The sequence below is a fragment of the Pseudomonas taiwanensis DSM 21245 genome, assembly GCF_000425785.1.
Taxonomy (GTDB): Bacteria; Pseudomonadota; Gammaproteobacteria; order Pseudomonadales; family Pseudomonadaceae; genus Aquipseudomonas; species Aquipseudomonas taiwanensis.
Genome location: NZ_KE384450.1, coordinates 455,873 through 476,510 on the forward strand (window position 1 = coordinate 455,873; position 20,638 = coordinate 476,510).

Sequence of the window (20,638 nt, forward strand, 5' to 3'; positions counted from 1 at the left end):
TCGATCAGGCGGTCCGAGCCACCTTCGGCAACACGACCCGAGCGTTCGATCAGGCGGTCGGAGCCACCTTCGGCAACACGACCCGAACGTTCGATCAGGCGATCCGCGCCACCTTCTGCCAGCGTTTTCAGCGGTTGGGCCATTTCGGCAGCGCTGGAACGCGATTCGGCGGTCAGGTGCTGGTCATCGGCTGGCATGGCGAAAGCGTTGGCGGCAAGGATTGAAAGGGTCAGGGTCAGCAGTTGGCGTTTCATGATTTCGGTGCTCCTCTCGGGGGCTGGAAAGTGGGTACGGAGTCAATGTTACGCCCGGTAACGCCAGAGAGAAGTTCATAAGGGTAATGGTGACAATCGACGATATTGATAGACGTTTAGACCGCTCTAACACGGGGCTTCCATGGCAGGGAACGGCTAACGGCCACTGTTTCCGTGATGCGTGCGAAGGGCTGGAGATGACGGAAAGCTGAGCGGGGCATCTGGAAAAACCTGGTTATCATGGCCTCCTCGATAAAACCTCACTGGTTTTCATCAGTCCGAGATATTGAGTGCCACCATTGCGCTCGCTTCGTGCCATGTTGTCAGGAGAATCACGCAATGACGCGCCCCGCCAGAATCCTCGTCTGGACCCTCAGCAGCCTTGTGACCGTACTGGCGATCGTGCTGGTGGTGATTGCCACGTTCGACTGGAACCGCATCAAGCCGCTGCTCAACGAGAAGGTATCCGAAGCCTTGCATCGCCCTTTCGCGATCAATGGCAATCTTGCCGTGCAATGGCGTACCGAGCCGGAGGAAGGGGGCTGGAGAGCCTGGGTGCCGTGGCCGCGCTTCATCGCCGAAGACCTCACCTTGGGCAATCCTGACTGGTTGAAGGCGCCGAAGATGGTTGGGCTGGAACGTGTGGAGTTCCGCCTGTCGCCCTTGCCGCTGATCTTCCGGCAGATCGTCATCCCCCGTATCGACCTGACCCAGCCGACCGCCAGCCTCACACGGCTAGCTGACGGCCGTGCCAACTGGACATTCGACTTCGGGCCGAAGGACGAAAACGAAGCGCCTTCGCAGTGGCAACTGGATATCGGCGCCATCGGTTTCGACCAGGGCAATGTCAGTGTCGATGACCAGACATTGAAAACCAGCATGAAGGTGCAGATCGACCCGTTGGGCAAGCCGATCCCATTTGGCGACATCGTCGGTAAAGCACGCGCCGAGAAGGCCGGTGGAGCCCAGGATTATGCCTTCGGCCTCAAGGCCCAGGGCCGTTACAAGGGCCAGCCGGTGTCTGGTACCGGCAAGATGGGCGGGCTGCTGGCCTTGCAGGACGCCAGCCAACCCTTCCCGCTGCAAGCCGACGTCCGGATTGCCGACACCCATGTGGTGCTGAGCGGCACGCTGACCGACCCGCGCAATCTTGGCGCGCTGGATTTGCGCCTGAAGTTGTCGGGTGCGAGCCTGGGCAACTTGTACCCCCTGACTGGCGTGACCCTGCCGGACACCCCGGCGTACTCCACGGACGGGCGGTTGAGCGCCAACCTGCGAGCCCCAGAAGGCGCAACGTTCAATTACCAGTCGTTCAACGGCAAGATCGGTGACAGTGATATCCATGGCGACCTGGCCTTCGTCGCCAGTCAGCCCCGGCCAAAGCTGTCGGGGAACCTGGTGTCCACTCAACTGCTGTTCAAGGACCTGGCACCGCTGATCGGTGCCGACTCGAACTCCGAGCAAAAGGCCCGCGGCGGGGCCAGCAAGCAGCCGTCGGGCAAGGTGTTGCCTGTGGAGGCGTTTAGGACCGAGCGCTGGCGGGCGATGGATGCCGACGTCACCTTCAGCGGCAAGCGCATCGTCCACAGTGCACAGTTGCCTTTCACCGATTTGTCAGCCCACGTGATGCTCGACGATGGATTGCTGCGCCTGGAGCCTCTGCGCTTCGGTGTGGCGGGTGGCAACCTGGCGTCGGATATCCGCTTGGACGGTCGCAATGTGCCGTTGCAGGGGCGCGCCAAACTGACTGCCAGGGGGTTCAAGCTCAAGCAACTGTTCCCAAGCTTCGCGCCGATGCAGACCAGTTTTGGTGAACTGAACGGCGATGCCGACATCAGTGGCCGTGGCAATTCGGTGGCGGCGTTGTTGGGCACTGCAAACGGTGACCTGCGCATGTTGATCAATGACGGCGCTATCAGCCGCAGCCTGATGGAGATCGCTGGGCTGAACGTGGGCAACTACGTGATTGGCAAGTTGTTTGGCGATGAAGATGTGAAGATCAACTGCGCAGCCGCGGACGTTGGGATCAAGAATGGGTTGGCGACGACGCGATTGTTCATTTTCGATACGGAGAACGCGATCATCTACATCAACGGTACGGCCAACTTTGCCAGTGAACAGCTCGATTTGAAGATCACGCCGGAGTCCAAGGGCGTTCGCTTGTTCTCGCTGCGCTCGCCGTTGTATGTACGGGGGCCGTTTGCCAAGCCTAGTGCGGGTGTGCAGGCGGTGCCGTTGGCGCTGCGCGGGGCGGGGATGGTGGCGCTTGGCGTGGTTGCTGGTCCGGCGGCGGGGTTGTTGGCATTGATAGCGCCGAGTAGCGGTGATGAGCCCAATCAATGTACGCCGTTATTGCAACAGATGAAGGCAGGCAAAGCACCAGCGGCAGTGAAGAAATAGCGCGGTCGCGCTGTGCGCTTCGCTTGTTCTGCTGTTGCGTTGCTGCTGCTGTGCTTTGCTTTTAGTGCGCGAGGATCCAGGCACCACACATCACGAGGTCAGGAGGCCGGAGTGAGGGAGCCCCGAAGCGTAGGGGCTGGATAGTAGGGGCCAACGGTTATGGTTACTTTGGCCACGACCAAAGTAACCCACCGGAAGGGCGGAAAGGTGAAGAAGCGACTCCATGGCAAATGGATATTCACGCGGGACAAATGCCGGCTTTTAGTTAAATTTTCGGCCTATGGTTGGCCCGTGGTAAGTGGGTCAGCCTAACCTTGTGCCAAGGCGAAGTTCCATCACCGTTCCGCTCTTACGCAAAGCAGTCAGAGGCCCTGCAGCAAATCCGACATGTCATCGGCGTGCTCTTCTTCCTGTGCCAGAATATCTTCGAAAATACGCCGCGTAGTCGGATCCTTATCGCCGATGTATTGGATGATCTCCCGGTAACTGTCGATGGCAATCCGTTCCGCTACTAAGTTCTCCAACACCATTTCCTTGAGCGATTTACCCTCTACATACTGGGCATGCGAGTGCTTCGAGAGGTTATCCGGATTGAAATCAGGCTCCCCCCCCAGCTGAACAATCCGCTCAGCCAATTTGTCAGCATGCTCAGCTTCCTGGTTGGCATGTTCCAGAAACTCCTGCGCCGCTACACTGGCCTTGATACCACTGGCCATGAAGTAGTGCCGCTTGTAGCGCAAGGTACAGACCAGCTCGGTGGCCAGCGACTCGTTGAGCAGCCGCAGGATTTTCTCGCGATCAGCAGGGTACCCCTCGGTCACGGCGCCTTGCTCGACATGCTGGCGTGCCCGCGCGCGCAAGGTATTCACATCGGTCAGTTCAACGTTGCTCATGGTGGTCTCCAAACAGATCAGGACAGGTGTTCAGGTGTCAGGAAGGTTCACGCGCCATGGACAGCTTCGCTGTCCTTTTCGCGTTGGTTGCAGGTCTTGAAGCCCTTGGCATCGACATGGCCGGTCGCATCGAAACGCACGTAGTAAGGTTGCTGGTGCCCATCGCGGTTGAGGATGTAGTCATTGCAGGTGCCGCCGTGGGGCAGGTCGATCACGTTCGAGGGGCTGCCACCGATGGCGATGACTTTCTGCATGGTCATGCCGTTCTCCACCTGCTTCACCAGCGGCTCGTCACGGAAGGTGACATAGTCCACCGGGTTTTCCGGACGGCTGCCGCACGCCGCCAGGGTGGCACTTGCCAGAAGAATCGCCAGGGTCTGCTTGTACATGGTCCCGCTCCTTGCTAAGGGTCTGTTCTGGATTGGAACCACAGCGCACGCCAGGAGTTCGATTGCGATGCCCGCCGCCTGCGCGGTAGTGTTGGCCCATCGTCCAAGGACAGGGGCCAGGCAATGGCGCAGGAACTGGCAACGCGATACCCACTGGTACTGGTGCCGGGCATGCTTGGGTTCGTGCGGGTGCTGCTCTACCCCTATTGGTTCGGCATCGTCCCGGCCCTGCGTCGCGGCGGTGCACAGGTGTTTCCGGTACAGGTCTCGCCCGTGCACTCCAGCGAGGTGCGAGGCGAGCAACTCCTGGCGATCATCGAAGCGCTCTGTCAGCGCAGCGGCGCCGAGAAGGTCAACCTCATCGGCCACAGCCAAGGCGCCCTGGATGCGCGTTATGCGGCGGCCAGACGGCCAGATCGCATCGCGTCAGTGACCTCGGTGGCAGGGCCCAACCACGGCTCGGAGCTGGCCGATCATCTGGCGCGGGTGGCGCCTGGCGACTCCCCGCAGGGGCGCGTGCTCAAGGCGGTGCTGCATGGGGTGGCGGTATTGCTGGTGTGGCTGGAGACCAGCTGGCGCCGCGATCCGCTACCCATCGATGTGCATGCCTCGCACCAGTCGCTGACCAGCGATGGCGTTGCACGCTTCAACCAGGCTTATCCACAAGGCTTGCCGCATACCTGGGGTGGTGAGGGGCCAGTAGAGGTCAATGGCGTTCGCTACTACTCCTGGTCGGGAACGCTGCAGCCGGGGCTGACCGACCAGGGCCGCAACCGGTTCGATGGCAGCAACCGCTTCTGCCGCCTGTTCGCCCGCAGCTTCGTGAAAGAGAAGGGACAGTGCGACGGCATGGTCGGGCGGTTCAGCTCGCATCTGGGGCAGGTGATCGGTGATGACTACCCGCTCGATCACTTGGACATCGTCAACCAGCAACTGGGCGCGGTAGGCAAGGGGGCCGATCCGGTGCGGCTGTTCACCGAGCACGCAGCCCGGCTCAAGGCTGCAGGGCTGTAGAGAAAACGACTACACTCAGCCCCATGTCCGTGCATCGGGCGCGGAGACAAGGAGACCACTCCATGAAGATGCTGCAAGTGCCTGTGCTGGTGTTGGGTGTGTTGATCTGTGGGCAAGGATTCGCCGCCACGGCGCAACAGGAGAAGATGAAAACCTGCAATGCCGAAGCCACCGAACAAGCCCTAAAAGGGGACGAGCGCAAGGCATTCATGAGCAAGTGCCTCAAGGCGACCCAGCAGGAAAAAATGAAAACCTGCAACGCCGACGCCACCGCCAAGGCGCTTAAGGGGGACGAGCGCAAGGCTTTCATGAGCGACTGCCTGAAGAAGAAATGACCTGTGCCTATGCCTGTAGGACGAAGGCTGGCAGACTGCGAATCTTTTCCGTTGTCTGCCGCTGAGGCTGTATGACCTTCACCCCCCGCCAGATCAACCTGGCCAGTTGGATCATCGTATTTGCCGGCCTGTTGCTGGCGTTGCCCCTCAAGTTGCTGCCCAGCCTGCTGGCCGGGTTACTGGTGTTCGAACTGGTCAACATGCTCACGCCACGCTTGCAGCCGGTCATTACCGGCCAACGGGCACGCTGGCTGGCCGTGGCCATGCTGGGGACCTTGGTGGTCAGTAACCTGGCGCTGCTGATCGCCGGAGCCTTCAGCTTTCTGCTGCACGAAGCCGAGAACCCCGGTGCCTCGCTAGACAAGTTCATCGGCCTGGTAGAGCGTGCACGTGGCCAACTGCCGCCGTTCATCGAAGGCTACCTGCCGGCCAGCGCCGCTGAGTTCAAGGTCGCCATCGGTGACTGGATCAAAAGCCACCTCAGCGACCTGCAGCTGGTGGGCAAGGGCATGGCGCACATGTTCGTGACCCTGCTGATCGGCATGATCCTGGGTGCCATCGTCGCCCTGCAGCGCATTCCCGACATTTCTCGGCGCAAACCCCTGGCGGCGGCACTGTTCGAGCGGCTTAGCCTGCTGGTGCAGGCGTTTCGCAACATCGTCTTCGCACAGATCAAGATCTCGCTGCTCAACACCGTGTTCACCGGCATCTTCCTGGCGGTGGTGCTGCCTCTGTTCGGCGTGCACCTGCCGTTGACCAAGACGCTGATCGTGTTGACCTTCCTGCTGGGGCTGCTGCCGGTCATCGGCAACCTGATGTCCAACACCTTGATCACCATTGTCGGGTTGTCGCTGTCGATCTGGGTGGCGGCCGCCGCCTTGGGCTATCTGATCGTCATCCACAAGGTCGAGTATTTCCTCAATGCGCGGATCGTTGGCGGGCAAATCAGTGCCAAGGCCTGGGAGCTGCTGTTGGCGATGCTGGTGTTCGAGGCGGCGTTCGGGCTGCCAGGGGTGGTGGCGGGGCCTGTTTACTACGCGTATCTGAAGAGTGAGTTGAAGCGGGCCGAGCTGGTGTAGGTTCCCCTGCCTCATCGCCGGCTCGCCGGCTGCTGCGGGCGATGAGGCAGGGAAGGATTCAGGCCGCGCCGTATCGCTTGCGCGCCTCGATCGCCAAGCCGCTCCCAATACTGCCGAAGATGTTGCCTTCCACGTGCTGGGCATTGGGCAGCATTGCCGCCACACTGTTGCGCAGCGCGGGAATGCCGCTGGAGCCCCCGGTGAAGAACACCGTGTCCACCTGGGCTGGGCTTACACCAGCCTTGCCCAGCAGCTCGGTCACGCTGCCACGCACACGCTCCAGCAACCCCTCGATAGCGCCTTCGAACAGTGTGCGGGTCAGGTCGACACCCAGCTCCCGCTCGACGCGGCCCAGGTCGATGCGTCGGCTATCGTGCTCGGTCAGCTCGATCTTGCTGGCTTCCACTTCCATCGCCAGCCAGTGCCCGGCGCGCTGCTCGATCAGCTTGAACAGACGGTCGATGCCGAGTGTATCCTCGATGTCGTAGCGCATGCTGCCCAGCGCCAGTTGCGACTTCTGCGAGTACAGGGCGTTGATGGTGTGCCAGGTGGCCAGGTTAAGGTGGTAGCTGGTGGGCATCAGGGCGCCGCTTTTCATCCGGCTGCCATAGCCGAACAATGGCATCACCCCTTGCAGGCTCAGTTGCTTGTCGAAATCGGTACCGCCAATGTGCACGCCGCCGGTGGCAAGGATGTCGCTCTGGCGTTCGGCCACCTCGTGGCGCTCGGGCGACAGGCGGATCAGGGTAAAGTCCGAAGTACCACCGCCGATATCGACGATAAGCACCAGCTCTTCGCGGCTGATGCCCGACTCGTAGTCGAAGGCCGCGGCGATGGGCTCGTACTGGAACGACACGTCCTTGAAGCCGATCTTGCGCGCCACTTCGGCGAGGGTGTCCTCGGCCTCTTGGTCGGCAGCCGGGTCTTCATCGACGAAGAACACCGGGCGGCCCAGCACCACGTGCTCGAATTCGCGACCGGCGGCAGCCTCGGCGCGTTTTTTCAGCTCGCCGATGAACATGCCCAGCAGGTCCTTGAACGGCAGGGCGCTGCCCAGCACGCTGGTGTCGTGCTTGATCAACTTGGAGCCCAGCAGACTCTTGAGCGAACGCATCAGGCGGCCTTCATAGCCTTCCAGGTACTCGTGCAGCGCCAGACGGCCATACACCGGGCGGCGCTCTTCGAGGTTGAAGAACACCACCGAGGGCAAGGTGATCTTGCCATCTTCAAGGGCGATCAGCGACGAAGCGCCCTGGCGGTGCCAGCCGACGGTGGAGTTCGAGGTGCCGAAGTCGATACCGAGGGCGCGGGCCGGTGATACGTCAGACATGGGAAAAGGCTTCCGGAGGCAAAACGGCCGCGCAGTTTATGCCACTTGGCAACAGAATCAAGACCGGCCGTCTGCCTTGGAGCAAAGCCAAGCGAAGCTTGAAAGGCTATGCTTGACCCCAATCTTCAGAAGCAACACGCAATTTCACACTGGTGATCCATAGATGGACTTCAAAGACTACTACAAGATACTTGGCGTAGAGGCCACCGCGGACGAAAAGGCGATCAAGGCCGCGTACCGCAAGCTGGCGCGTAAGTATCACCCCGACGTCAGCAAGGAGCGCGACGCCGAGGAGAAATTCAAGGAGGCCAACGAGGCCTATGAAGTGCTGGGCGATGCGCAGAAGCGCGCCGAGTACGACGAAATTCGCAAGTACGGCGGCCAGCATGGCCGACCGTTCCAGGCGCCCCCAGGCTGGGAAAGCCGGGGGGGTGGTGGCGGTTTCGAAGGCGGCGATTTCTCCGACTTCTTCAGCTCGATCTTCGGCGCCCGTGGCGGCAACCCCTTCGGTGGCCGTGGTCAACAGCGCAGTGCGGGTAGGCGAGGGCAGGACGTGGAACTGGAACTGGCGATCTTCCTCGAAGAGACCCTGAGCAAGGAATCCAAGCAGATCAGCTTCCAGGTGCCGCAAACCAATGGTGCAGGCCAGCGCACTGGGTTCACCACCAAGACCCTGAACGTGAAGATTCCCGCCGGGGTGACCGACGGCGAGCGCATTCGCCTCAAAGGCCAGGGTGCGCCGGGCAGCGGTGGCGGGGCCAATGGCGACCTGTTCCTGACCATTCGCATGGCACCGCACCCACTGTTCGATGTCGAAGGTCATGACCTGATCGTCACTGTGCCGCTGGCACCGTGGGAGGCAGCCCTGGGCACCAAGGTGGAGGTGCCGACCCTGGAGGGCAAGATCAACCTGACCATCCGCCCCGATAGCCAGAGCGGCCAGCGCCTGCGCGTAAAGGGCATGGGGCTGGTGAACAAACAGGGCGAGCGCGGCAACCTTTACGCGCAGCTCAAGGTGGTCATGCCGACCACATCCAATGAGGCTGCCCGCGAACTGTGGACCAAGCTTTCCGAGAAGGCAGCGTTCAATCCGAGGGCTCAATGGAGTAAGTGATCATGAGCAGCACCCTGATCGTTCAACTGGATATGCGCACCCTGTGCCAGGAAGCCAACATCACGAAGGATTACGTGATCGAGATCGTCGAGCACGGCATCGTTGAACCAAAGGGGCGAACGCCGGAAGACTGGCTGTTCGACGACCAGGCGCCGCTGTTGGCCAGGCGCGCGGTCAAGCTGCACCAGGAGCTGGATCTGGAATGGGAAGGCGTGGCCCTGGCGCTGGAACTACTGCAGGAGGTGCAGCAGTTGCGCAGTGAGAACAGTATGTTGAGGCAGCGCCTGGGCAGGTTTACCCAACTCTAGGCCGTAACGGCCGATTTCTGGCCCAGCCTCAAGGTTGCAGGGGCTGCTTTGCAGCCCTTTCGCGACGCAAGGCCGTTTGCACAGGGGAAGGCGCTTCAGCGTGGTTCAGCTCCTGGGGTCAGCAGCAACTGCATGAAGGTCAGGTCCAGCCAGCGCCCGAACTTCACTCCAACCTGCGGCATTTGCCCGGTCACCACGAACCCCAGCCGTTCATGCAGGCGCACCGACGCCGCATTGCCGCTCTCGATGGCCGCCACCATCACATGCTTGCCACAACCCCGGGCACGCTCGACCAGCGCACTCATCAGCTGCGGCCCGAGTCCTTTGCCACGCTGATCGTCGCGGATGTACACCGAGTGCTCCACGGTATGGCGAAAGCCCTCGAATGGCCGCCAGTCACCGAACGAGGAATAACCCAGTACACCGCTGTCATCCACGGCCACCAGGATTGGATACCCCTGTTGTGCCCGGGCTTCGAACCAGGCCTGGCGGTTGGCCAAGTCGACCGGTGTTTCGTTCCAGATGGCCGTGGTGTTGCGCACCGCGTCGTTGTAGATGTCGAGGATGCCCGGCACATCGGCGGGCAGGGCGTCGCGGATTTCGTAACTCATGACAGCGTCTCGCAGGATCGATGGCTGCAGATTAAATGGTTACCAGCCCGCGCACACCTTCTGCCTGCATGTTTTCGCCACGACCCCGTTGCACGATCTCACCACGGGCCATGACCAGGTACTGGTCCGCCAGCGCCTCGGCGAAGTCGTAGAACTGTTCCACCAGCAAGATGGCCATGTCGCCGCGCGCTGCCAGGCGCCGGATCACTGCGCCGATCTCTTTGATCACCGAGGGCTGGATGCCTTCGGTGGGCTCGTCGAGGATCAGCAGGCGTGGGCGGCTGGCCAGCGCGCGGCCGATGGCCAGCTGTTGCTGCTGGCCGCCGGAGAGATCGCCCCCCCGCCGTTGTTTCATCTGTTCGAGCACTGGGAACAGCTCGTAGATGAACGCGGGCACTTCACGGGCTTCGCGGGCCGGGAAGCGCGACAGGCCCATCAGCAGGTTCTCCTCGACGGTCAGGCGCGGAAAAATCTCGCGGCCTTGGGGCACATAGGCGATACCGGCATGCACCCGTTGCTGGGGCTTGAGCGTGGTGATGGCCTTGCCTTCCCATTCGATGCTGCCTTCGCGGGCTGGCACCAGCCCCATCAAGCAGCGCAACAGGGTGGTCTTGCCCACGCCGTTGCGCCCGAGCAGGCAGGTGACCTCGCCGACCTTGGCCTCGAAGGACAAGCCTCGGAGGATGTGGCTGCCGCCGTAGAACTGGTGCAGGGAGTCGATTTTCAGCATGTGAGAATTCCTGAAATGGTTGCAGTGCTCATGCCAGCCGCTTTGCGGGTAAACCACGAAGAGGCTGGCACAGCCACCGGAGAATCATCGGCCCAGATACACCTCGACCACCCGCTCATTGGCCTGCACCTGCTCCAGCGATCCCTCCGCCAGCACACTGCCCTGGTGCAACACCGTCACATGGTCGGCAATGCTGCCGACAAACCCCATGTCATGTTCCACCACCATTAGCGAGTGCTTGCCGGCCAGACCCTTGAACAGTTCGGCGGTGAACTCGGTCTCGGCATCGGTCATGCCGGCCACCGGCTCGTCCAGCAACAGCAATTGCGGCTCCTGCACCAGCAGCATGCCGATCTCCAGGAACTGCTTCTGGCCATGGGACAGCAACCCCGCCTGGCGCTGAGCCAAGGGCAGCAGGCGCAAGGTGCTGAGCACCTCTTCGATGCGCTGGCGCTGTTCGCCGCTCAAGCGCGCCGCGAGGCTGGCCCAGACCGATTTGTCGGTCTTGAGCGCCAGCTCCAGGTTCTCGAACACCGTCAGCGCCTCGAACACCGTCGGCTTTTGGAACTTGCGGCCGATCCCGGCCTGGGCGATCTGGTACTCGCTCATGCGGGTCAGGTCGAGGGTGTCGCCGAAGTAGGCACTGCCGGTGTCCGGACGGGTCTTGCCGGTGATCACGTCCATCATCGTGGTCTTGCCCGCCCCGTTGGGGCCGATGATGCACCGCAACTCGCCGACGCCGATGTAGAGGTTCAGCGCGTTGAGGGCCTTGAAGCCATCGAAGCTCACGCTGATGTCTTCCAGGCTCAGCACCGTGCCGTGGCGGGTATCCAGGCCGGCCTTGCGACGCTGGCCCAGGCCGATGGCGTCACGGCTGGGGCCGAGGTTGTCGAAAACCGGTTCGAGCATGAACTCCGGATGCACAGGGGGGACGCCTTTCATGGCTGGCTCCTTTTTTTCAACAGGCCGACCACCCCCTTGGGCAGGTAAAGGGTGACGAGGATGAACAGCGCGCCGAGGAAGAACAGCCAGAATTCCGGGAATGCCACGGTGAACCAGCTCTTCATGCCATTGACCAGGCCGGCGCCGAGCAACGGGCCGATCAGCGTGCCACGGCCACCCAGGGCGACCCATACCGCGGCTTCGATGGAGTTGGTCGGCGACATCTCGCTGGGGTTGATGATGCCTACCTGGGGCACGTACAAGGCGCCGGCCAGGCCGCATAGAACCGCGCTGAGCACCCACACCAGCAGCTTGAACCCGCGCGGGTCGTAACCGCAGAACATCAGGCGGTTCTCGGCATCGCGCACGGCGGTGAGCAAGCGTCCGAACTTGCTCTGGGTCAGACGCCAGCACAGGTACAGGCTCGCCAGCAGCAGGCCGACCGTCAGCAGGAACAGAACCGCCCGGGTGCCCTGGGCGGCGATGTCGAAGCCCAGGATGGTGCGGAAGCTGGTGAACCCGTTGTTGCCACCGAAGCCCGTCTCGTTGCGGAAGAACAGCAGCATGCCGGCGAAGGTCAGCGCTTGGGTCATGATCGAAAAATACACGCCCTTGATCCGCGAACGGAAGGCGAAGAAACCGAACACCAGCGCCAGCAGCCCAGGTGCCAGCACTACCAGGCATAGCGCCCAGGCGAAGTGCTGGGTTCCAGCCCAGTACCAGGGCAGCTCGTTCCACGACAGGAATGTCATGAACCCAGGCAAGCCGTCGCCAGCGGCCTGGCGCATCAGGTACATGCCCATGGCGTAGCCCCCCAGGGCGAAGAACAGGCCATGACCAAGGGACAGCAAGCCGGCATACCCCCACACCAGGTCCAGTGCCAGCGCGACGATGGCATAGCAGAGGATCTTGCCGACCAGCGTCAGTGTGTAGGCCGAGACCTGCAGGGCGTTGTCCGCCGGCAGCAGTGACAGCAGTGGCAGGGCCACCAGCACCAGCACGACGAGGGCACCGATGGCCAGGGTCAGGCGTGGCCCGGCCTTTTGCGAAGCGGTAACAAGCAGAGGCTGGTTCATCAGTCGATTACCCGTCCCTTGAGGGCGAACAGGCCTTGCGGGCGTTTCTGGATGAACAGAATGATCAACGCAAGGATGAGGATCTTGCCGAGTACCGCGCCAATCTGCGGCTCCAGCAGCTTGTTGGCGATGCCCAGGCCAAAGGCTGCCCAGAGGCTGCCGGCGAGCTGGCCGACACCGCCGAGCACCACCACCAGGAACGAATCGATGATGTAGCTCTGGCCCAGGTCCGGGCCAACGTTGCCGACCTGGCTCAAGGCCACGCCGCCGAGCCCCGCAATACCAGAGCCGAGGCCGAAGGCGAGCATGTCGACGCGCCCGGTGGAAACGCCGCAGCAGGCCGCCATGTTGCGGTTCTGGGTCACGGCACGCACGTTCAGCCCCAGTCGGGTGCGGTTGAGCAGCAGCCAGGTGAGCAGTACCACCGCCAGGGCGAAGCCGATGATCACCAGGCGGTTGTATGGCAGCACCAGGTTAGGCAGCACCTGGATGCCACCGGACAACCATGCCGGGTTGCTCACTTCGACGTTCTGCGCGCCGAAGATCAGACGAATGGCCTGGATCAGGATCAGGCTGATGCCCCAGGTCGCCAACAGGGTTTCCAGCGGCCGGCCGTAGAGGTGGCGGATGACGGTACGTTCCAGCGCCATGCCGACCCCGGCGCTGACAGCGAAGGCCACAGGCAAAGCGATCAGTGGATAGAACTCGATGGCGCCCGGTGCATAGCGTTGCAGCAGCACCTGGACCATGTAGGTGCTGTAGGCGCCCAGCATCAACATCTCGCCGTGGGCCATGTTGATCACCCCGAGCAGGCCGAAGGTGATCGCCAGGCCCAGGGCGGCCAGCAGCAGGATCGAGCCCAGGGACAGCCCGCTGAAGGCCTGGCCGAGCAATTCGCCTGCCAGCAGCTTGCGTTTGACCTGGGCCAGGCTGGTTTCGGCCGCGGTACGCACGCCGGGGTCGCGTTCGGCGTCAGGTTGCAACAGCGCTTCCAGCCGGGTACGGGCCAGGGGGTCGCCGGTTTCGCCGAGCAGGCGCACGGCTGCCAGGCGCACGGCCGGTTCGCTGGCGCCTAATTGCAGGTTGGCCAGTGCCAGGCCGAGCGCGGCATGCACGGCGGCGTCCTGCTCGCTGGCGAAGCGCCGGTCGAGAAAGGCCATTTGCGCCGGTTGTGCGCTTTTCTGCAGTTGCTGGGCGGCGGTCAGACGCGTGTCGCGGTTGTCGCTCAGCAGTTGGTGGCTGGCCAGGGCGTTGTCGATCAGCCCGCGCAGGCGGTTGTTGAGGCGGACTTTGCGGCTATCACCTTCGGCGATGCGGCCCTGACGAAGGTTTTCCAGCAGCGCAAGACGCGCGGCATCGGGTTGCGCCGCCCAGCCTTCGAGCAGGCGAGCCTGCTCGGCGGGCTTGGCGGTGAGGAAGAATTCGCCCTCGTTGGCCTGGGTTGCCAAGGGCATCAGCAGGAGCAGGGTGAGCAGCAGTCTGAGCATGCGGGTAATCCTGGAAATCGGCGGTGGATTCTTCGCGGGTCAACCCGCTCCCACAGGTACGCTGCACAGTTTGAATAGGGTGCGGTCTCTGTGGACGCTGGGTTACCCGCGAATGGGCCGCAAAGCGGCCCCAATGCACTCAGTTACCTTTCACCGCGTAGTCCGGCCGCTTCTCATTGCCCGGAATGAACGGGCTCCACGGCTGTGCACGCAGCGGCTGCTCGGTTTCCCACACCACGCTGAATTGCCCGTCATCCTGGATCTCGCCGATCATCACGGGCTTGTGCAGGTGGTGGTTGGTCTTGTCCATGGTCAGGGTGAAGCCCGACGGTGCCTTGAAGGTCTGCCCGGCCAGGGCTTCGCGGACCTTGTCGACATCGGTCGACTTGGCCTTCTCGGCAGCCTGTGCCCACATGTGGATGCCCACGTAAGTGGCCTCCATCGGGTCGTTGGTCACTGCCTTGTCGGCGCCTGGCAGGTTCTTGGCCTTGGCATAGGCTTTCCAGTCGGCGACGAACTTCTGGTTGACTGGGTTATCCACCGACTCGAAGTAGTTCCACGCGGCCAGGTGGCCCACCAGTGGCTTGGTGTCGATACCGCGCAGCTCTTCCTCACCCACCGAGAAGGCCACCACCGGCACGTCGGTGGCCTTCAGACCCTGGTTGGCCAGTTCCTTATAGAACGGCACGTTGGAGTCGCCGTTGACGGTGGAAATGACCGCAGTCTTGCCACCGGCGGAGAACTTCTTGATGTTGGCGACGATGGTCTGGTAGTCGCTGTGGCCGAACGGCGTGTAGACCTCTTCGATGTCTTTGTCCGCCACGCCCTTGCTGTGCAGGAAGGCGCGCAGGATCTTGTTGGTGGTACGTGGGTAGACATAGTCGGTACCCAGCAGGAAGAAGCGCTTGGCGCTGCCGCCGTCCTCGCTCATCAGGTATTCCACGGCCGGGATGGCCTGCTGGTTCGGCGCGGCGCCAGTGTAGAACACGTTGGGCGACATCTCTTCACCCTCGTACTGCACCGGGTAGAACAGCAGGCCATTGAGCTCCTCGAACACCGGCAGCACAGACTTGCGCGACACCGAAGTCCAGCAGCCAAACACCACGGCGACCTTGTCCTGGGTCAGCAGTTGGCGGCTCTTTTCGGCGAACAGCGGCCAGTTGGAGGCCGGGTCGACCACCACCGGCTCGAGCATCTTGCCGTTGACCCCGCCCTTGGCGTTGATCTCGTCGATGGTCATCAGCGCCATGTCCTTGAGCGATGTCTCGGAAATCGCCATGGTCCCGGACAAAGAATGCAGGATGCCGACCTTGATGGTTTCGGCGGCCTGGATGCTCCAGCTCAGGCCCATCGCCGCGAGCGATGCGCTGAGGGTAAAGGCCTTGATCAGACTGCGACGCTTCATGTGCTCTCTCCGCTGAGTTTTTTATGGTGTTGGGCAAGCGGGGAGGGGCGTTGCAAGGGGTGTGCCTAGTGGCAGAAGGTGCACAATAGAGGGGTTGTGCGAGGTATTAGGGCGTGAAGTGGATCCGATTTGGTGCCTGCGCTTTTGGCGTGCACAGGATTGGGGCCGCGTAGCAGCCCCAAGGGTTGTATCAGCTGTTGGACGCTTCACTCATGGCTGCACGCGGATGCCGCTTGCTGCGTACGAACTGATAGGTCACCGCCAGCAGCAGGAACCAGATCGGCGTCACCACCAGCGCAGAGCGGGTGTCCGCTTCCAGGCTCAGCAGCACCAGGATGAACGCGAAGAACGCCAGGCAGACGTAGCACATGAAACGACCGCCAGGCATCTTGTAGATCGAAGCCTGGTGCAGCGCCGCGCGGTGCTTGCGGTACTTCAGGTATGACAGCAGGATCAGCGTCCACACGAACATGAACAGCACCGCCGACACGGTGGTCACCAGGGTGAATGCCTCGATCACGTTGGGTACCAGGTAGATCAACACTGCCCCGAGCAGCAGGCAGGTGCAGGAGAAGTACAGGCCGTTGGCCGGCACCGAGCGGCTCGACAATTTCTCGAATGCCTTGGGTGCATCGCCTTCCTGGGACAGGCCATAGAGCATGCGGCTGGTGGAGAACACGCCGCTGTTGGCGGACGACGCTGCCGAGGTCAGCACCACGAAGTTGATGATGCTTGCCGCCGCCGGCAAACCCGCCAGCACGAACAGCTCGACGAACGGGCTCTTGCCCGGCACCACCTCGCGCCATGGGGTCACGGCCATCATCGCGACCAGCGCCAGGACATAGAACACGATGATCCGCACCGGGATCGAGTTGATCGCCCGTGGCAGGGTGCGCTCTGGGTTCTTCGCTTCAGCAGCGGTGGTACCGACCAGCTCGATGCCGACGAAGGCGAACACGGCAATCTGGAAGCCTGCGAAGAAGCCCATCAGGCCATTGGGGAACATGCCGCCGTCGTTCCACAGATTGGCCAGTTGCGCGGTATGGCCGCTAGGTGCGTTGAAACCGGTCACGACCATGTACAGCCCGGTGGCGACCAGGCCGAGGATGGCGACGATCTTGATCAGGGCGAACCAGAACTCGAGTTCACCGAACATTTTCACGGTCACCAGGTTCAGCGACAGCAGCACCGCCACGCAGGTCAGCGCGGGTATCCACTGCGGCAGTTCGGGGAACCAGAACTGGGTGTATGCGGCGATGGCGACCACGTCGGCAATGCCGGTGACTACCCAGCAGAACCAGTAGGTCCAACCCGTGAAGTAGCCCGCCCATGGGCCGAGCAGGTCGGCAGAGAAGTCGATGAACGACTTGTAGTTGAGGTTCGACAGCAGCAGCTCGCCCATGGCGCGCATGACGAAGAACAGCATGAAGCCGATGATCATGTAGACGAAGATGATCGAAGGGCCTGCCAGGCTGATGGTCTTGCCCGAGCCCATGAACAGGCCGGTGCCGATCGCGCCGCCAATGGCGATCAGTTGGATGTGGCGGTTGGTGAGGTTGCGTTGCAGGTGCTGATCTTCAGCAGGAGGAGATGAGGTCCGGGTCATGGGCTGCATTCCATCGAGAGTCGGTCTTCTTTTCAGAGGTAGCCGGCTAGGCTAACACGCTCGTTCCAGATGTGTGCGTGACAGATCGACTCGTTTTTTGGGTGGCAGCCTGTGTCCCGCGGCGGCCCTTTCGCGGGAAAACCCGCGAAAGGGCCGGCACCTATCGAGATTCAGGCATTGGCCAACGCCCGGTGGCGCCGCAGCACCAGGCTGTCCACCCCCCACATCACGACCATCGACACTCCCACCAGCGGGAACATCACCCCGAGCACCAGCATCACTGCCACCGCCGTCTTCCAGCGCGGCAGGTCATGGCGCAGCGGCGGCACGCCCAGGCCACCTGCTGGCCGGCGCTTCCACCACATCACCAGGCCGCTGACCGAACCCAGCAGAATCATCAGGCACACCAGCAGGATGATGATCTGGTTCAGTGCCCCGAACATCTTGCCTTCATGCAGCATCACACCCAGTTCGGTGGTCTTGGCCACCGGGCTGTAGTCGTGCCAGCGCACGTCGGCCAGAACCTTGCCGCTGTACTGATCCACGTGCAGGGTGGCATCGTTGCGCGGATCGTCGGCGAACACCGAGACGGTGAATACGCCTTCGGCCGTGGTCGGTAGCGTGATGCTGTAGCCGGGTTCGACCTGGCGGGCGGTGGCGATGTCCTCGACCTGCTGCACGCTCACTTGGGGCGCCGCTGGCGCGTTGGACATCATGTGATGCCCAGCATGTTCGGCATGGGCACCGGATTGTGGCATTGGGGTGTTCTCCATGGCCCAGGGCACGGTCTGGCGATGGGCGCTGTTGAGTTCACGCGCTTGCTGGTCCGACTTGGGCACGTCGTTCCACATGGCCGCCGGGAAGCGGTTCCACAGATCGGCGTACTGCTTGCCCCACAGCCCGGTCCAGGTCATGCCGCTGAGCAGCATCATCAGCAACAGCGCCGAGCCCCAGAAGCCGCTTACTGCGTGCAGGTCGCGCCACAACACGCGGCCACGGGCAGACAGCCTGGGCCACAACACGCCGCCACCGCTGCGCCCTCGCGGCCACCACAGGTACAGGCCAGACACCACCAGCACGATACCCCAGCCGGCAGCCAGCTCGACCAGCCTGTCGCCGACCGTGCCGACCATCAGCTCGCCGTGCAGGGCCCGGGCGATAGCCTGCAGGTTCTGCTTGGCGTCCTGGTCGCCGAGGATCTTGCCGGTATAGGGGTCAACGAAGACGTTGAGCTCGCGAGCGCCCTCGTGCACCACGAACTGCGCACTGCGCTCGGCATCGACGGGCGGCAGGTACTGGCCCACGTGCCCCTGTGGATAGGCCTGGCGCACTTCGGCCAACAGGGTGTCGGCACCCTGTCGCTGCGTACCGGCTTCGACCACCATCAGGTCGCGGTACATCAAAGGATCGAGCTGTGGCTTGAACAGGTAGATGATCCCGGTGATCGCCAACAGGATCATGAAGGGCGCGACGAACAGCCCCGCATAGAAATGCCAACGCCAGGCCAGGTTGTAGAAAGAAATGCGTGTTCCGCTCATGGGAGCCTCCTGTCTTGACCTGCTGATGGGCGCGCCCGAAGCCGCGCCCGTTGTTATTGTCAGAAGCTGAAATCGACCTTGGTCCAGAAGGTCCTGCCTGGCTCGTTCACCGGCTGTGGATCACTGGCCGGGTAGCCGAACCCGGCATTCCCTGCCAGGTTCAGGTGCTCGGCGTAGGCCTTGTCGAACAGGTTGTCGACCCCCGCGCTGAGCTTGAGGTTGTGGCTCACCTTGTAGGCGCCGTTGAGCGAGAACACGCCGAAGCCCGCGCTTTTCTGATAGTCCTTGCCCACCACGTTGCCCTGGTTCTCGGCGATACGGTTCTGTTCGGCGACCAGGCGCCAGAGGGCGCCGACGCTCCAGGTGTCGCGGCTGTAGGTCAGGCCCAGGCGGCTCTCCAGCGGTGGCATTTGCGGCAGTGCCTTGCCGTCGCTGCTGTTCTTGCCCCAGGCGTAGGCCAGGGTGGCGTCGGCCTTCCAGTTTTCGGTCAGCTTGTAGGCCGCCCCCAGTTCGCCGCCCATGATGCGGGCGTCGATGTTCTGTGCCTGGGTACTGCTCATGCCCATCATGCCGGTGCGATAGTCGAACAGGATGTAGTCGCGTACCTGCCCGATATATCCCGAGGCCCAGGCTTCCAGGCGCTCGTCGCGGTACTGGATGCCAACGTCGAGCTGGGTGGTTTTCTCAGGCTTGATGCTGTCGAAGGCATTGGTCGAGCCGGTTGGGCCCTGGTCCGGGGAGAACAGCTCCCAATAATCGGGGAAGCGCTGGGCATGGCCGAGGCCGATGTAGGTGGTGGCTGGCAACGCCGCCAGGTCGTGCTCGTAGCGAACGAAGCCGCTGGGAAGGGTGTCGGCACGGGTGTTGCCCTGGGTGGCGCTGTCCTCGCGAAAGTCCCTGGCTGAGGCACGGTCCAGGCGCAGGCCGGTGACCAGGCGGTCTTCGCCGGTGGCGTACCAGGTGAGTTCGCCGAAGGCGCCATAGTTGTGGAAGTCGGCGTCCTTGTCCCAGGGTTTGTCCTTGTAGGTGTCCACGCCCATTGCGCTGCGCGCGCGGTGCTCGTTGGTCTGCGCGTCGATGCCGCTGATCAGTTGCACATCGGCCCAGCGCCAGGTGGCCTTGATCCGTGCCCCCAGCGTGCGGCGTTCGACAGCGGCGGCCATCGGCCCGGCCATCATGCCGGTGCCTGACGGAGTACGCAGGCTGTAGTTGTCCATCACATGGTCGGCGTAGTTGTAGTAGACCTGCGCCTCGATTTTGTCGAGCACCTCGCCCAGGTTGGATTTCTCGAAGCGCAGGCCTAGGCTCTCGCGCTTGAACTGCGAACCATCCATGCCCCGCCCGGCGTAGCGTGCCTCGCCGTCGCCCTTGCCGGCGGTAAGCTCCAGCAGGGTGTCCTGATCTGGCGTCCAGCCAAGGGTCACATCGCCGTTCCATTTGTCCCAGCGAGACGGCACGGTGTCGCCATTGCCGTCCTTGTAGTCGTCCGAGCGTGACTGGTTACCGACGAAGCGAGCGTAACCGAGGCTGTTGCCAGCCGCCGCGTCGAGGACCTTGTCGAAGCGGCCGTTGGAGCCGGCCAGTAGGCTGGCGTTGACGCGGCTGCCGAGGGTGCCGAAGCGTTCCGGATCGCGTTCGAAGAGAATGGTGCCAGCCGAGCCCCCGGGGCCCCAGATCACGCTTTGCGGGCCTTTGATGACGGTGAGGCGGTCGTAGGTTTCCGGCGAAATGTAGGAGGTCGGCGCGTCCATCCGGTTGGGGCAAGCGCCGAGCATCACGCCGCCGTTGGTGAGGATGTTCAGGCGTGAGCCGAACATGCCGCGCAGTACGGGGTCGCCATTGGTGCCGCCGGCGCGGATCGCCGAGAAGCCGGGAATGGTCTTGAGGTAGTCGGCACCATCGCTGGCCGGCACCGGTTGGCGAGGGTCTTTCGGATGGGTGACGACGGTCAGCGGCGAGCTTGGCGCTACGGCGGTGATCACCGTCGGGCTCAGTTCCGCTTCATGGCCTTCATGGCCGGTATCGGCGGCCAAGGCCATGGGGGCGAGCAGCGAGCCGCACAGTGCGGCGAGGGTCCCGCAGACGGCGGGAGTGAATACAGGGGTGCAGCCGGACATAATGATTCCA

At 62.7% G+C, this 20,638-nt stretch carries 19 protein-coding genes; 6 read left to right on the forward strand and 13 right to left on the reverse strand.

What is annotated here, in order from left to right; translation table 11 throughout:
* A partial coding sequence (locus H620_RS26060) for a hypothetical protein (RefSeq protein ID WP_081669742.1) occupies nt 1–254 on the reverse strand: 254 nt, incomplete at its 3' end.
* 339 nt (nt 255–593) lie between these two features.
* Between H620_RS26060 and H620_RS0120985 the strand changes: the two genes are divergently transcribed.
* Nucleotides 594–2,654 carry an AsmA family protein gene (locus H620_RS0120985; protein ID WP_027907977.1) on the forward strand — a complete coding sequence of 687 codons (2,061 nt, stop codon included), beginning with the start codon at nt 594–596 and terminating at the stop codon, nt 2,652–2,654.
* 362 nt (nt 2,655–3,016) lie between these two features.
* On the opposite strand, the gene H620_RS0120990 is transcribed toward H620_RS0120985, so the two are convergent.
* Nucleotides 3,017–3,547 carry a ferritin-like domain-containing protein gene (locus H620_RS0120990; RefSeq protein ID WP_023378510.1) on the reverse strand — a complete coding sequence of 177 codons (531 nt, stop codon included), beginning with the start codon at nt 3,545–3,547 and terminating at the stop codon, nt 3,017–3,019.
* Nucleotides 3,548–3,594: 47 nt separating this feature from the next.
* Nucleotides 3,595–3,936, reverse strand: a complete 342-nt coding sequence (osmE, locus tag H620_RS0120995) for an osmotically-inducible lipoprotein OsmE (protein ID WP_023378511.1) — start codon at nt 3,934–3,936, stop codon at nt 3,595–3,597.
* A 123-nt stretch (nt 3,937–4,059) separates the two neighbouring features.
* Here osmE and H620_RS0121000 point away from each other — a divergent pair, with 123 nt between their 5' ends.
* The 3 genes from H620_RS0121000 to H620_RS0121010 all read left to right on the forward strand — a co-directional run bounded on the left by H620_RS0121000 (nt 4,060) and on the right by H620_RS0121010 (nt 6,364).
* The gene (locus H620_RS0121000; protein ID WP_023378512.1) at nt 4,060–4,950 is read left to right on the forward strand and encodes an esterase/lipase family protein; all 891 of its coding nucleotides are present in this window, start codon (nt 4,060–4,062) and stop codon (nt 4,948–4,950) included.
* Between the two features lie 62 nt (nt 4,951–5,012).
* Complete coding sequence (locus H620_RS0121005; RefSeq protein ID WP_023378513.1) at nt 5,013–5,285, forward strand: PsiF family protein; 273 nt, start codon at nt 5,013–5,015, stop codon at nt 5,283–5,285.
* A 71-nt stretch (nt 5,286–5,356) separates the two neighbouring features.
* On the forward strand, nt 5,357–6,364 hold the full coding sequence (locus H620_RS0121010; protein ID WP_027907978.1) for an AI-2E family transporter: 1,008 nt from the start codon (nt 5,357–5,359) through the stop codon (nt 6,362–6,364).
* Between the two features lie 58 nt (nt 6,365–6,422).
* Here H620_RS0121010 and H620_RS0121015 read toward each other — a convergent pair whose 3' ends face one another.
* On the reverse strand, nt 6,423–7,694 hold the full coding sequence (locus H620_RS0121015; protein WP_027907979.1) for an Hsp70 family protein: 1,272 nt from the start codon (nt 7,692–7,694) through the stop codon (nt 6,423–6,425).
* Between the two features lie 163 nt (nt 7,695–7,857).
* Between H620_RS0121015 and cbpA the strand changes: the two genes are divergently transcribed.
* Nucleotides 7,858–8,808: a curved DNA-binding protein gene (cbpA, locus tag H620_RS0121020; protein WP_027907980.1), complete on the forward strand. Its 951-nt coding sequence runs from the start codon at nt 7,858–7,860 to the stop codon at nt 8,806–8,808.
* A 2-nt stretch (nt 8,809–8,810) separates the two neighbouring features.
* The gene (locus H620_RS0121025) at nt 8,811–9,116 is read left to right on the forward strand and encodes a chaperone modulator CbpM (RefSeq protein WP_023378516.1); all 306 of its coding nucleotides are present in this window, start codon (nt 8,811–8,813) and stop codon (nt 9,114–9,116) included.
* Between the two features lie 95 nt (nt 9,117–9,211).
* Here the strand turns inward: H620_RS0121025 and H620_RS0121030 are convergent, their stop codons facing one another.
* The 9 genes from H620_RS0121030 to H620_RS0121070 all read right to left on the reverse strand — a co-directional run bounded on the left by H620_RS0121030 (nt 9,212) and on the right by H620_RS0121070 (nt 20,628).
* Nucleotides 9,212–9,727, reverse strand: a complete 516-nt coding sequence (locus H620_RS0121030; protein ID WP_023378518.1) for a GNAT family N-acetyltransferase — start codon at nt 9,725–9,727, stop codon at nt 9,212–9,214.
* 31 nt (nt 9,728–9,758) lie between these two features.
* Entirely contained in the window at nt 9,759–10,457 is a 699-nt protein-coding gene (gene urtE, locus H620_RS0121035) for an urea ABC transporter ATP-binding subunit UrtE (protein ID WP_023378520.1), read from the reverse strand.
* An 84-nt stretch (nt 10,458–10,541) separates the two neighbouring features.
* Nucleotides 10,542–11,399 carry an urea ABC transporter ATP-binding protein UrtD gene (urtD, locus tag H620_RS0121040; protein ID WP_023378521.1) on the reverse strand — a complete coding sequence of 286 codons (858 nt, stop codon included), beginning with the start codon at nt 11,397–11,399 and terminating at the stop codon, nt 10,542–10,544.
* Complete coding sequence (urtC, locus tag H620_RS0121045; RefSeq protein ID WP_023378522.1) at nt 11,396–12,475, reverse strand: urea ABC transporter permease subunit UrtC; 1,080 nt, start codon at nt 12,473–12,475, stop codon at nt 11,396–11,398. The genes urtD and urtC overlap by 4 nt, the downstream gene beginning before the upstream one ends.
* Nucleotides 12,475–13,962, reverse strand: coding sequence for an urea ABC transporter permease subunit UrtB (gene urtB / locus H620_RS0121050; RefSeq protein ID WP_023378523.1), 1,488 nt, complete (start codon nt 13,960–13,962; stop codon nt 12,475–12,477). Before urtB ends, urtC begins: the two co-directional genes overlap by 1 nt.
* Before the next feature lie 139 nt (nt 13,963–14,101).
* The gene (gene urtA, locus H620_RS0121055) at nt 14,102–15,367 is read right to left on the reverse strand and encodes an urea ABC transporter substrate-binding protein (protein WP_023378524.1); all 1,266 of its coding nucleotides are present in this window, start codon (nt 15,365–15,367) and stop codon (nt 14,102–14,104) included.
* A 190-nt stretch (nt 15,368–15,557) separates the two neighbouring features.
* Entirely contained in the window at nt 15,558–16,973 is a 1,416-nt protein-coding gene (cycA, locus tag H620_RS0121060) for a D-serine/D-alanine/glycine transporter (RefSeq protein ID WP_027907981.1), read from the reverse strand.
* Between the two features lie 170 nt (nt 16,974–17,143).
* Nucleotides 17,144–18,511 (reverse strand): PepSY-associated TM helix domain-containing protein, encoded by a 1,368-nt coding sequence (locus tag H620_RS0121065; protein WP_023378526.1) that lies wholly within the window; start codon nt 18,509–18,511, stop codon nt 17,144–17,146.
* Nucleotides 18,512–18,570: 59 nt separating this feature from the next.
* Complete coding sequence (locus tag H620_RS0121070; RefSeq protein WP_027907982.1) at nt 18,571–20,628, reverse strand: TonB-dependent copper receptor; 2,058 nt, start codon at nt 20,626–20,628, stop codon at nt 18,571–18,573.
* Nucleotides 20,629–20,638 lie beyond the last annotated feature (10 nt).